Consider the following 12,873-nt stretch of genomic DNA (forward strand, 5'->3'; position numbering starts at 1 on the left):
CATCGGCCCCCAGCCGCGCTCGCGGCCGATGCGGTTCATCACCTCGGCTTGCGGTGCGTAGAAATCGTCGGCCGCGAGCGCGGCTGGGGGCCGACCTCGCGGGCGCATTTCGATCAGGCGCGCGGGCCGAACGGCGCGCTGTTCGTCGGCGATCCCGAACAGGTGGCGGAAAAGATCGTCGCCCAGCACAAGATCTTCGGCAACGACCGCTTCCTGTTGCAGATGGCGATCGGCACCATGCCGCATGCCAAGATCATGAAGGCGATCGAGCTCTACGGCACCAAGGTGGCGCCGGTCGTGCGCAAGGAGACGGCGAAGGCCGCGCCGGCGCCCGTCGCCTGAGGACGCCTGCCCAGCAAGATGCGCCCTCACCGCCGGCTAAGGAACCTTGGCGGCGGCGCGTACGTTTTCCTCGGCGATCGCGAGGGAACGGATGAAGGTCGAAACGAGCGCTTCGGGTTCGAACGTTGCCGAAAGCCCGGACGAGCGCGCCAGCGCCCGCGCCGAATTGCGCCTGATTCGATTGCTGCTGATCGGCATCTTCGTGCTGATAACGATCGCCGCGCTTTATTTCGCCCGCGCCTTCTTCATGCCGGTGATCCTCGCCTTCCTGCTGGCGCTGACGCTGACCCCGATCGTGCGCTTCCTGCGCAAGCGCGGCATCCCCGAGGTGGCCTCCGCGACACTGCTGGTGTTGCTGTCCCTCTTCGTCTTCGCCAGCGCCGGTTACCTGCTCAGCGGCCCGGTCATCGACCTCATCAACAACAGCTACTCGATCGGCGAGCAACTCACCGAGCGGCTGGCGCCTTTCAAGCGTCCGCTCGAGAGGGTCATGGATCTCTCGCGTCAACTGCAGGCCCTGACCGAGACATCGCAGGAACCGGGTGTGCAGAAGGTCGCGCTGGCGCCGTCCGGCATCCTGTCGACGGCGGCCAGCAACATTCTGGGAGCCGGCACGAGCATCACCCTCGTCTTCGTGCTGTCGCTGTTCCTGCTCGCCTCCGGCACCTTGTTCTACGAGAAGATCGTCCAGTCCTTCGCCCACCTCAGCGACAAGAAGCGCGCGCTGCGCATCGTCTATGACGTCGAGCACGAGATTTCCCATTACCTGCTTACCGTGGCGGCCATCAATGCCGGCCTCGGCACGGTGATCGGACTTGGCCTTTGGGGACTTGGGATGCCGAACCCGCAGGTCTGGGGCGCGGCCGCGGCGCTGCTCAACTTCCTGCCCTATGTCGGCGGGCTGATCACCTTGCTGCTGGTCACGATCATCGCGCTGATCAGCTTCGATACGATCCCCTACGCGTTGCTGGCACCCGCCTTCGTTTTGTTGTGCGACATCGTCGAGGGCCAGTTCGTGACCCCGACGGTGGTCGGCCGGCGGCTCGAGATAAACGCGGTGGCGATCTTCATCGCCATCGCCTTCTGGTCCTGGCTGTGGGGTTTCGTCGGCGCGCTGATGGCGGTGCCGCTGCTGGTGGTCATCAAGGTGTTCTGCGACCATTTCGATGGCCTCAGCCATGTCGGCAATTTCCTCGCCGCGCAGCAGACCATGGCGATCGACGACGAGGCCGGCGATAACAACCACAAATCCGGCGCGTGAGGCCTGGCCCAATCTGCATGTCCGGCCGGCTGTTTGCGGCGCCCATGGCGAGTGCCTATATCGGTCCGGTCTAGCCGGACCCGCCTGCATGAATGACTTCGATCTCGCGCTGCGCAACAACCGCCTGTCTATCCATCATCTCGGCGCCCGCAGCGAGCAGCGGGAAATCGCCTCGGCGACCGAACTCGCCGACGTGCTGGAAGGCCAGTTCGCCATCGTCATTCCCGACCGCGCCGAATTCGAGGCCCGGTTGCGGCAGAAGCAAATCGTGGAGACCTGACCAATGACGGCCCTTTCGGTTCTCGACCTGTCGCCGATCACGCAAGGCAACAATGCCTCGCGGTCGCTGGCCAATTCGCTCGACCTTGCCCGCCATGCCGAGCGGCTTGGCTACCAGCGCTACTGGCTCGCCGAGCACCACAACATGCCGGGCATTGCCAGTGCCGCGACGTCGGTTGTGATCGCCCATGTCGCCGGCGGCACCAAGACTATCCGCGTCGGCGCCGGCGGCATCATGCTGCCCAACCATGCGCCGCTGGTAATTGCCGAGCAGTTCGGCACGCTGGCAGCACTTTTCCCCGGCCGCATCGATCTCGGCCTCGGTCGCGCGCCAGGCACCGATATGATGACGGCACTGGCGCTTCGCCGCAACCTGGAGGCCAGCGACAACTTCCCCCAGGACGTGGTCGAGCTGATGGGCTATTTCCAGCCGGCCGAGGAAGGCCAGCGCATCCGCGCGGTGCCGGGCGAAGGCCAGGACGTGCCGGTCTGGATCCTTGGCTCCAGCCTCTATGGCGCGCAGCTCGCGGCGCTGCTTGGGCTGCCCTATGCTTTCGCCTCGCATTTCGCGCCGGCCGAACTCGACCACGCGCTGGAGGTCTATCGCACTCGCTTCCAGCCGTCGGCGCAGCTCGACAAGCCTTATGTGATGCTCGGCCTCAATGTCTTTGCGGCGCCCACGGATGCCGAGGCGAAGCTTTTGTTCACCTCGCTGCAGCAGGCCTTCGTCAACCTGCGCAGCGGCCGGCCCGGCCAGCTGCCGCCGCCGGTCGAAAACTACGACCGCGACCTTGATCCCGTGGCCAAATCCATGCTGGCCCAGGCGCTGTCCTGTGCCGTCGTCGGGTCGCCGGAGACGGTCCGCCAGGGCATCGACGCCTTCGTACGCCGCACCGGCGCCGACGAATTGATGGTGACGGCGCAGATGTTCGACCACACCGCGCGGGTGCGCTCCTTCGAGATCCTGGCAGACGTGCACAGATCGATGTCGCAAGCGGCCTGACCGCTGGGCCGCCTATCAGCCGGGGCGAAAGAGCGATCGCCGGCGGAAAACACATCTTTCTGAAGCTCCGCGCAACTCCGTTCGCAGGCATTCACGCCCGGATCATGGCGACTGCGACGTTTTTGCCCGCGCCGGATTTACCTCGGTCCGGGCGTATCGGGCGGCAAATCGGCCGCAAAATTGGCGATTTAGCACCGTTCCCGGCAGGCGATCGGCTTGGTGGATGCGTTGCGCAGGATGCTTGCGCCTCGTGCCGCCTGTTCTTATATACGCGCCAACCGCCCGGCCTTGAAAACCCGGGGACCGTGGCGGAATTTCTTGTGAACAGGGGCTTTCGTCGGAACGCCTTATCAGGGTCCTGAGAGCCTGCTTAGAGGAGAGACTAGAACAATGGCAAAAGTAATCGGTATCGACCTCGGAACCACCAACTCCTGCATCGCCATCATGGACGGCAAGGAGCCAAAGGTTATCGAGAATGCGGAAGGCGCGCGCACGACCCCTTCCATCGTCGCCGTCAACAGCGATGGCGAACGCCTCGTCGGCCAGCCGGCCAAGCGCCAGGCGGTCACCAATCCTGAAAACACCATCTTCGCGGTCAAGCGCCTGATCGGCCGCCGCTATGACGATCCGGTGACGGAGAAGGACAAGAAGCTTGTCCCCTACAAGATCGTCAAGGGCGACAATGGCGATGCCTGGGTCGAGGCTGGCGGCAAGAAGCTTTCGCCCAGCCAGATCTCGGCCATGATCCTGCAGAAGATGAAGGAAACGGCGGAAGCCTATCTCGGCGAGAAGGTCGAGAAGGCGGTCATCACCGTTCCGGCCTATTTCAACGATGCCCAGCGCCAGGCGACCAAGGACGCCGGCAAGATCGCCGGCCTCGAAGTGCTGCGCATCATCAACGAGCCGACGGCTGCCGCACTTGCCTATGGTCTGGAGAAGAAGGACGGCAAGACCATCGCCGTCTATGACCTTGGCGGCGGCACGTTCGACATTTCGGTGCTCGAGATTGGCGACGGCGTCTTCGAGGTGAAGTCGACCAATGGCGACACCTTCCTCGGCGGCGAGGACTTCGACATGCGCCTGGTCGAGTACCTGGCGGCCGAGTTCAAGAAGGAGCAAGGCATCGACCTCAAGGCCGACAAGCTCGCCCTGCAGCGCCTGAAGGAAGCGGCCGAGAAGGCCAAGATCGAGCTGTCGTCGACGACGCAGACCGAGATCAACCTGCCCTTCATCACTGCCGACGCCAGCGGGCCGAAGCACCTGACGATGAAGCTCACCCGGGCGAAGTTCGAGAGCCTGGTCGAGGACCTCGTGCAGCGCACCATCGACCCCTGCAAGGCGGCGCTCAAGGATGCCGGCCTGAAGGCGGGCGAGATCGACGAAGTGGTGCTGGTCGGCGGCATGACCCGCATGCCCAAGATCCAGGAGATCGTGAAGCAGTTCTTCGGCAAGGAGCCGCACAAGGGCGTCAACCCGGATGAGGTGGTCGCGCTCGGCGCCGCCATCCAGGCCGGCGTGCTGCAGGGCGACGTGAAGGACGTGCTGTTGCTCGACGTGACGCCGCTGTCGCTCGGCATCGAGACGTTGGGCGGCGTTTTCACCAGGCTGATCGAACGCAACACCACGATCCCGACTAAGAAGAGCCAGGTGTTCTCGACGGCCGAGGATTCGCAGTCGGCGGTGACCATCCGCGTCTTCCAGGGCGAGCGCGAGATGGCGGCCGACAACAAGCTGCTCGGCCAGTTCGATCTGGTCGGCATTCCGCCGGCTCCGCGCGGCGTGCCGCAGATCGAGGTCACCTTCGACATCGACGCCAACGGTATCGTCAACGTCTCTGCCAAGGACAAGGGCACCGGCAAGGAGCATCAGATCCGCATCCAGGCTTCGGGCGGTCTGTCCGACGCCGACATCGAGAAGATGGTGAAGGACGCCGAGGCCAATGCCGAGGCCGACAAGAAGCGCCGCGCCCTCGTCGAGGCGCGCAACCAGGCCGAATCCCTGGTGCATTCGTCCGAGAAGTCGCTGAAGGACTATGGCGACAAGGTCTCGGAGGCCGACCGCACCGCGATCGCCGACGCGATTGCGGCGCTGAAGTCCGCAGCCGAAGGCGATGACGTGGCCGATATCGAGGCCAAGTCGCAGTCGCTCGCCGAAGCTTCGATGAAGCTTGGCCAGGCCATGTACGAGGCCTCGCAGAAGGAAGCGGCCGAAGCCGACGCCAAGGCGGACGCCGCCAAGGATTCGGACGTGGTCGACGCCGACTTCGAGGAAATCGACGATGACGACGACAAGAAGAAGTCGGCCTGAGCCGGCTGACGGCCAAATAATGCGAAAAGCCCGGCGCAAGGCCGGGCTTTTTTGCAACCTTCACCGAAAAAGTGCGGACCTGGCCCAAAAATTGACGGAAAAACACCGGTGAGCCCGGCTCGGCTCTGGCATCCGGGCAACATCGCTCCTAAATCGAACAACGTGCCGGCGACGACGCGACAATGCTTGAAGACATTGAGCATCCGGACAGCGGGAAAAAATGAAAGCTGATTTCTACGAAACGCTGGGCGTGCAAAAAGGCGCCGACGACAAGGAGCTGAAGAGCGCTTTCCGCAAACTCGCCATGCAGTTCCATCCCGACCGCAACCCCGGCGACCATGCCTGCGAGCACAAGTTCAAGGAAATCAACGAAGCCTACGAGACGCTGAAGGACCCGCAGAAGCGCGCGGCCTACGACCGTTTCGGCCACGCCGCCTTCGAGCAGGGCGGCATGAACGGCGCCGCGCACGGCTTCGGTGCCGGCGGCTTCGCCGACATCTTCGAAGACATTTTCGGCGACATGATGGGTGGCCGCCAGCGCCGCTCGTCGGGCGGCCGCGAGCGCGGGGCCGACCTGCGCTACAACATGGAAATCTCGCTGGAAGAGGCGTTTTTGGGCAAGACGGCGCAGATCCGCGTGCCGGCATCGATTTCCTGTTCGGAATGCTCCGGCAGCGGCGCCAAGCCCGGCACGCAGCCGGTCACCTGCGCGATGTGCCACGGCCATGGCAAGGTGCGGGCAACGCAAGGCTTCTTCTCGATCGAGCGCACCTGCCCGCAATGCCAGGGGCGCGGCCAGACGATCAAAGACCCCTGCCCGAAATGCGCCGGCCAGGGCCGCGTCACCGAGGAGCGTTCGCTGTCGGTCAACATCCCGGCCGGCATCGAGGACGGAACCCGCATCCGGCTTGCCAATGAGGGCGAGGCCGGCCTGCGCGGCGGCCCATCGGGCGACCTCTACATCTTCCTTGCCGTCAAGCCGCACGAATTCTTCCAGCGCGACGGCGCCGACCTCTACTGCAAGGTGCCGATCTCGATGACGACCGCCGCCCTCGGCGGCTCGTTCGAGGTCACCACGCTTGACGGCACTCAGACCAAGGTGAAAGTGCCGGAAGGCACCCAGAACGGCCGCCAGTTCCGGCTGAAGGGCAAGGGCATGCCGGTGCTGCGGCAGCCCAATGTCGGCGATCTCTACATCCAGACCGCGGTCGAGACGCCGCAGAACCTGTCGCGGCGCCAGCGCGAGCTCCTGGAAGAGTTCGAGCAGCTCTCCTCGAAGGACAATTCGCCCCAGTCGAGCGGCTTCTTCGCCCGCATGAAGGACTTTTTCGAATCCTTCGGCGAGCCCTGAGTGGGGTGCGGCAGGGGTTGACGCGCTGCCTCAACGTCATCAACATCTTATGCCAGATCTTGCCTTGCCTTGTTCCACCTAGCTGCTAAGTAGCGAGTCGGGGAGCGTTGAGGAGAGCTCGCATGGCACGTGGTCCCGGGTTGCGCAAAGCGCTGACGGAAAAATTCGACGACGAGCTGAAGTTCTTCAAAGGCTGGATCGACAAGCCGAAAGCTGTCGGCTCGATCGTTCCCACCAGTTCCGTCACCGCCCGCAAGATGGCCTCGATCGTCAACCCGAAATCGGGCCTGCCGGTGCTGGAGGTCGGCCCCGGCACCGGCGTCATCACCCGTGCCATCCTCGCCCAGGGCGTGAAGCCGGAGAACCTCTATGCGATCGAATACTCGACCGACTTCGTGCGCCATCTGCGCCGGCTCTACCCGCGCGTCAACGTCATCGAGGGCGACGCCTTCAACCTCGACGCAACACTCGGCGACAAGCGCGACATGGTGTTCGATTCGGTCGTCTCCGGCGTGCCGCTGCTCAATTTCCCTGTCGCCCAGCGCATCGCCTACATCGAAAGCCTGCTCGACCGCATTCCCGTCGGCCGGCCGATCGTGCAGCTGACCTACGGCCCGCTGTCGCCGATCCCGCCCGGCCGCGGCGACTACACGGTCAAGCATTTCGATTTCATCATCCGCAACATTCCGCCTACGCAGCTGTGGATCTACCGACGCGAGGCATGTTGACCGAAAGCGCTTGGCCATCGAAAGCGCTTGGGGATTGATCGCTCTTCGGCCTATACGTCGTTCGACAGGTGGCCGATGGCAGTAATCCCAAGAATCCTCGTTTTCGCAGGCTCGATCCGCACCGGCGCTTTCAGCGGCCGGACGGCCGATGTCGCGCAAAAGGAACTCGCCATGCAGGGTGCGGAGGTGACCCGCATTTCGCTCGGCGACTATCCGCTGCCGATCATGGACGAGGATCTTGAGAAGGACAAAGGCATTCCCGAGAATGCCGTGAAGCTCGGCCATCAGATTTCCGCCCATGACGGGCTGCTGATCGCGACGCCTGAATATAACGGCTCGATCCCGCCGCTCTTGAAGAATTCCATCGACTGGGTGAGCCGGCTCCGGCGCGACGGCAGCCGCTCGTTCAGGCCGCTTTACGGCAAGCCCGTCGCGCTCTGCTCCTCCTCCGAGGGCAAGTTTGCCGGCATACGCTGCATCAACCACCTGCGCGCGGTGCTGGTGCGCTGCCAGATGGAAGTGATCACGCCGGAATGCTCGGTTTCCGGCGCCGATGAAGCCTTCGCCGAGGACGGACAATTCCGCGACGCCAGACTGCATCAATCGATGGAGCGCCTATGCCGTACACTGATCGAAACCTCGCGCATGCTGTCCGTGAGGATCGAGGTCTGATGCATCCGGTCGAGACCATGCGCGACAGGCTGATCGTCGGCCTCGACGTGCCGACGCTGAAAGAAGCCGAACAGACGGTGCGCGAGCTCGAAGGCAGCGTCTCTTTCTACAAGATCGGCTATCAGCTCGCCTTTGCCGGCGGGCTCGATTTCGCGCGCGAGCTCGCCAGCGGCGGCACCAAGGTCTTCCTCGACATGAAGCTGCTCGATATCGACAACACGGTGGCCAAGGGGGTCGAGAATATCGTCAGGATGGGGATCTCGATGCTGACGCTGCATGCCTATCCCAAGGCTATGCAGGCGGCGGTGGAAGCAGCCAAAGGCAGCGATCTCTGCCTGCTCGCGGTGACCGTGCTGACCTCGATGGACGAGCAGGACATGATCGATGCCGGTTATGAATACGATCCGCACACGCTGGTGCTGCGGCGCGCCGAACAGGCGCTGCATGCCGGCATGGGCGGCATCGTCTGCTCGGCCGAGGAAGCCGAAACCGTGCGCCGGATCGTCGGTCCCGACATGGCCGTGGTCACGCCGGGTATACGGCCGAGCGGCAGCGCCCATGGCGACCAGAAGCGTGTGGTGACGCCGGCGCAGGCGATCCGCAACGGCTCCAGCCACCTTGTCGTCGGCCGGCCGATCGTCAAGGCGCCGGATCGGCGGGCGGCGGCCGAGGCTATCTTGGCCGAAATGTGCTCGGCATAAGGCCGATCCCGTTTGCGAACCGAAACAGGAGAAAATGATGCCAAAGGGATATTGGGTTGCCCGCGTCGATGTGCGCGACCCGGAAGGCTACAAGGACTATGTCGCCGCCGCCAAACCGGCTTTCGAGCGCTTCGGCGCGAAATTCCTGGCGCGTGGCGGCGAGCATGAGAAAGCCGAGGGGCCCGGCCGCGCGCGCAACGTGATCATCGAGTTCCAATCGCTTGCCGCCGCGCATGACTGCTACCACTCGCCGGAATATCAGCGCGCCGTCGCCATTCGCCAGAAAGTGGCCGATGGCGAGATCGTGCTGGTCGAGGGCGTTTAGTTCGTCTGAATCGTCCTGCCTTGACATGATCATGGAAGGCGGTGGCGCAGAATAAAGATTTGCAGCGATCCTTCGCCGGCGTCTCAAAGCCGCTCCGCTGCCGCAGACCGGTCCAATCCCTAAGCTTATGCCCTCAGCCGGCTGGTCGCCGTCTCCGCCATCGCATCCGCCAGGCTCATGCCCCATTGCCTGCGGCAATAGTCGCGGAAATCGAAGCAGGGCAGGCCGGGACAGACTTCGAACTCGATGAGATGGATGGTGTCGTCGGCCTCGACCCTGAAATCGACCGAGAAGACGTCCTTCAGGCCAAGCCCGGCGATCAGCTCCTGCGCGATGGCGCGGATCGCGCGATCGGCCGCCGGCTGGCTGGCGGCGACCTGCTCGAGTTCCGGCTCGGCATAGGTGCCTGCGTCCCTGGCGGCTTGGCCGCTATCGCCGTAGAGCGCCATAGAGTCGGCCATGGTCTGGAAGTCGCCGCCGGACTCGACGAAGGCGATGCCGAGCGCCTCGACGCCGGTATCCGGCTTCAGACCGAGGAAGCTTGCCCGCACATTGCGGCCGGCGACATAAGGCTGGACGACGACATCGTCGCGATAATGCGCAAAGACCCGCCGGCTGAGCTCCAGCGCATGACCAAGATCGCGACAGCGCGAATCCGGCCAAATGCCGATCTTGGCGCCGAGCCGGTTTGGTTTGACGAACCAGCCGGCGGACGAGGCCGGCGGCTCGACCAGCCATTTCCCATTTCGGGCCAGCCCGGCCGGCGGCACCGGCGGGCCAAGCGCGCCGAGCACGGCGCCGGAGCGGAACTTGTCCTGGCAGAGCGCGAACAGCGAATCGTCGGCGCCGATCGTCCTCAGTCCATTCAGCCTTGCCAGCGCAGGCGAAGCGCCGCCACGGAAATAGGCGATGCCGTCGGTCAACGTCCAGACCAGGGTTTTGACGGGATCGGCGTTCGCCAAGACGGTCGCGGCGTCGTCCAGCTCGACGGCCATCAAGGTGAGGCCGCGCGTTTCGCAAGCGGCGGCGAGCTGGCCGAATTCGGGCGCGAGGTCGGTCGACTGCGCCAGATAGGACGATATCTCGGTTGCGCGTTCCGTCGGGTAGCCGTCGGCGACCAGCCGGTCGAAGCAAGCCTTCTCCGGCTCGTGGACAAGGATCAGCGTCGGGCCGTTGCTCGGCATGGAAGCTCCCAGAAAAGTCTGGTGCTACCATCGCATGGCGGTTGCAATCGGCTTTCAGGAAACCGACCTGAGCGAGCGATAATGCGCAAGCCGCTCAGGCGATCAGCACGCGCGGCTCGAAGCGGCCCCGGACCGGAATGTCGAGCAGGAAGGTCATGCCGGCCTGAGGATCGAGCTTGCGCTGCTTGTCGTCCTTGCCTTTCCAGGCCGATGTCACCGCAAGGCGGTCGGCGTTCGGCCCGACAAAGGCGGGGCAGGAAGGCTGGGTTACCGGCATCGGGATTTCGCGCAGCAGCATGCCGTCCGGCGAATACGCCTTCACCGCCTTGCCGCCCCAGACGGCGTTCCACAGCACCCCGTCGCGGTCGACGACCGAGCCGTCGACATAGCCTTTTTGCGAACGATGATCGACGAAGATGTTCGGGTCGCCCGTCGGCAGGCCGGTCGCCGGATCGCAAGCGACGCGCATCAGAAGCCCGGTCGCGGTGTCGGTGTAATAGGCGATCGTCCCGTCGTCGGAAAAGCAGATCGAGTTGGACACGGTAATGTCGGAGAATAGTCGGCGAAGCTCGCCCTTGAAGAACCAGTAGATCGCGCCGGCGCCCTTGCCCTCGTCCTTGCCCATCGTGCCGGTCCACAATGCGCCGCAGGGATGGACGCGGGAATCGTTGGAGCGGGTCAGCGGATTGTCAGCTTCGATCGGCGTGTGCAGCGTCAACTTGCCGGTCGCCACATCGCGGACCTGCAGGCCGATCTCGGTGGCGATCAGCTGGCGGGCATCGTCGATGACGGCGATGGCGCTGGCCATCACGCCGAGATCATGGATTTTCAGCGCGCCGGCGAGCGGCTTTTCCAGAAGCTTGCCATTGACGATGTCGAACCAGAACAGTGTCTCGGTGCCGGGATCGTAGCTCGGTCCCTCCCCCAACTGGCAAATGTGATCGCTGAAGACCGAAACGCTGTCCATCAAATCCCTCCGAAGGCTTCGTCCCAAGGGGGCTCAGGCTTATGCGCGAGCGGATCACCTTGCACCGCCGTGACGTCCACAAGCTGATCGAGGCCGCTGTCGAGGAAGATGTTCCGGGCGACTGGGGAGGCCTTTGGAAGCGTTTCCGCGGCGTTGTGGAGGCAATCCCGCGCCGCGCTGGCATTGCCGAGCTCGAACAGATCGTAGCCGATCTGGCCGCATTACACGACGAAGTGGACAAGCTGCTGGAAATTCATATGAAATCCATGAATCCGGGCGGCAATGACTCTCAAAACGAGCGGCAGCGATCTGATTCAAATACTGACTCTATTTTTGAATTTGAACCTGCTTTAGAGAAAAGCGGGGCGACGGCCGAGCCCAGGACGAGGACCGCCGAGCCCCCAAAAACCTATCCGCTTGGGCTTGTGCTGAAGGCCTGCCCCGAAATTGTGGACTACGCCGTCGCCGGTATCGGTAATTGGCGCGATTTCATGATTACCGCCGCCCAGGTGCGGGGCTACCTTGGCGTGTCGCCCTCGGCCTATGAGGAGGCCTGCCATGCGATGGGCCAGGAGGTCGCCGCGATCGTAATTGCCTGCATTCTGCAACGGGCCCAGCACATCAATTCCGCCGGCGGATACCTGCGTGTGCTGACTGACAAGGCCAGGGCAGGGGCGTTTTCGGTCGGACCGATGCTGATGGCGGCGCTGAAGGCGAACGGCGCCACGGCGAGGATGGCGGGGTGAGCACGGGGACGGTCTCAAGGGTGTCGGTATGAAGCTGAAGGACCGGCATCGCGGCGCGGACGGCACTGGCGGAACTCCGCTTGTGCGGACCTTTTCCAAAGGCGGTCCAGCTCAGTTCGATCCCGCGCCTCGACGCGCTTATTACCGATCAGCCGGGTGGGGATCCGGGGTTCGATTTTCCGCGGTCAGTTGCCTTGGGATCATTGTGGACTTTGTGCCGGGCACTGCCTTCGGTCTCGACATCTCCGTGCAGCGTAAGGGCGGGAGCTTGTTGCACCGTGCGTTCCGCGCGAAACGGCATGCGCGCGCCGCGAGCGACCTGCACCATCATCCGGATCTATATGATCACCCGCGCCGCCCGGCCGAGCGTCCGCTCCGCGTCATTGTAATAGTTCGAAGCCTGCTGGACCGAGTGGTGCTGCGACTGCTGCATGGCTTCCGGCAGCGGAATGCCGCGGCGGGCGGTTTCGGTGAGGTAGCCCGAGCGCAGGCCATGCGCGGAAAACGCTTGCGGGTCGAGGCCTGCCTCAGCGATGCGGCGCTTCAGGATCAGGTTCACCGCCTGCGGCGTCAGGGCGCGTTTTTCGAGATTGCCCCAACGGTCGATGCCGCGGAACACGGCGCCTTCGCTGATGTTCGCATGCTCCAGCCACTCCCGCAGGACCCGCACCGGACGGCCGATCAGCAACACGAAGGCGTCGCTGTCGGCTTGTGTCGTCTTGGTCCGGCCGAGCCGGATCGACAGGCACGGCAGTTTTTCGCCGTGGGGAGCCTTGGGATCGGTGGGTACCGGCTCTTCTTCGACGATCTGCTCGACGCGCAGCGCCGAAATTTCGCTGCGACGCCGGCCGCCGGAGGCGAAGGCGGTGATGAGGATCGCGCGATCCCTGACGTCGACGAGACGGTCGCCGCCGCAGGCTTTTACGAGCGCGGTCAAAATGTCGGCGGTCACGGCTTTCTTGCTCTTGCGGCCGCGCGGGCGGGCGCAAGAGCAAGAAAGCCGTGAC

Annotated in this window: 12 protein-coding genes and 2 pseudogenes; 11 read left to right on the forward strand and 3 right to left on the reverse strand. The window is 64.1% G+C overall.

Annotated elements, in window-relative coordinates; all coding sequences use genetic code 11:
- The 10 genes and pseudogenes from EOA32_RS23085 to EOA32_RS23130 all read left to right on the forward strand — a co-directional run.
- A pseudogene (locus tag EOA32_RS23085) lies at positions 1–342 on the forward strand (LLM class flavin-dependent oxidoreductase); the annotation flags it as partial.
- Between the two features lie 91 nt (positions 343–433).
- Complete coding sequence (locus EOA32_RS23090; RefSeq protein WP_067003075.1) at positions 434–1,603, forward strand: AI-2E family transporter; 1,170 nt, start codon at positions 434–436, stop codon at positions 1,601–1,603.
- Positions 1,604–1,691: 88 nt separating this feature from the next.
- Positions 1,692–1,883, forward strand: coding sequence for a hypothetical protein (locus EOA32_RS23095; protein ID WP_245434942.1), 192 nt, complete (start codon positions 1,692–1,694; stop codon positions 1,881–1,883).
- A gap of 3 nt (positions 1,884–1,886) precedes the next feature.
- Positions 1,887–2,885, forward strand: a complete 999-nt coding sequence (locus tag EOA32_RS23100) for an LLM class flavin-dependent oxidoreductase (protein WP_128372973.1) — start codon at positions 1,887–1,889, stop codon at positions 2,883–2,885.
- Between the two features lie 390 nt (positions 2,886–3,275).
- A complete protein-coding gene (gene dnaK / locus EOA32_RS23105) occupies positions 3,276–5,192 on the forward strand; it encodes a molecular chaperone DnaK (protein ID WP_128372974.1) in 1,917 nt (638 codons plus the stop codon).
- Positions 5,193–5,412: 220 nt separating this feature from the next.
- A complete protein-coding gene (dnaJ, locus tag EOA32_RS23110) occupies positions 5,413–6,543 on the forward strand; it encodes a molecular chaperone DnaJ (RefSeq protein ID WP_067003083.1) in 1,131 nt (376 codons plus the stop codon).
- Between the two features lie 122 nt (positions 6,544–6,665).
- Positions 6,666–7,271 carry a phospholipid N-methyltransferase PmtA gene (gene pmtA, locus EOA32_RS23115; RefSeq protein WP_095776821.1) on the forward strand — a complete coding sequence of 202 codons (606 nt, stop codon included), beginning with the start codon at positions 6,666–6,668 and terminating at the stop codon, positions 7,269–7,271.
- Positions 7,272–7,346: 75 nt separating this feature from the next.
- Positions 7,347–7,943, forward strand: a complete 597-nt coding sequence (locus EOA32_RS23120; protein ID WP_067323746.1) for an NADPH-dependent FMN reductase — start codon at positions 7,347–7,349, stop codon at positions 7,941–7,943.
- The gene (gene pyrF, locus EOA32_RS23125) at positions 7,943–8,644 is read left to right on the forward strand and encodes an orotidine-5'-phosphate decarboxylase (protein ID WP_067003089.1); all 702 of its coding nucleotides are present in this window, start codon (positions 7,943–7,945) and stop codon (positions 8,642–8,644) included. Before EOA32_RS23120 ends, pyrF begins: the two co-directional genes overlap by 1 nt.
- Positions 8,645–8,681: 37 nt before the next feature.
- A complete protein-coding gene (locus tag EOA32_RS23130; protein ID WP_067003299.1) occupies positions 8,682–8,969 on the forward strand; it encodes a DUF1330 domain-containing protein in 288 nt (95 codons plus the stop codon).
- 125 nt (positions 8,970–9,094) lie between these two features.
- Here EOA32_RS23130 and EOA32_RS23135 read toward each other — a convergent pair whose 3' ends face one another.
- Both EOA32_RS23135 and EOA32_RS23140 read right to left on the reverse strand, forming a co-directional pair.
- On the reverse strand, positions 9,095–10,153 hold the full coding sequence (locus EOA32_RS23135) for a D-alanine:D-lactate ligase-like protein (RefSeq protein ID WP_067003091.1): 1,059 nt from the start codon (positions 10,151–10,153) through the stop codon (positions 9,095–9,097).
- 94 nt (positions 10,154–10,247) lie between these two features.
- Positions 10,248–11,120: an SMP-30/gluconolactonase/LRE family protein gene (locus EOA32_RS23140; protein WP_189407322.1), complete on the reverse strand. Its 873-nt coding sequence runs from the start codon at positions 11,118–11,120 to the stop codon at positions 10,248–10,250.
- A gap of 32 nt (positions 11,121–11,152) precedes the next feature.
- On the opposite strand from EOA32_RS23140, the pseudogene repC reads away from it, so the two are divergent.
- A pseudogene (gene repC, locus EOA32_RS23145) lies at positions 11,153–11,866 on the forward strand (plasmid replication protein RepC); the annotation flags it as partial.
- A gap of 337 nt (positions 11,867–12,203) precedes the next feature.
- Here repC and EOA32_RS23150 read toward each other — a convergent pair.
- On the reverse strand, positions 12,204–12,873 hold a 670-nt coding region (locus EOA32_RS23150; protein ID WP_145971336.1), incomplete at its 5' end, for a tyrosine-type recombinase/integrase.

It is taken from the genome of Mesorhizobium sp. M1A.F.Ca.ET.072.01.1.1 (genome assembly GCF_004023325.1).
Lineage (GTDB): Bacteria > Pseudomonadota > Alphaproteobacteria > Rhizobiales > Rhizobiaceae > Mesorhizobium.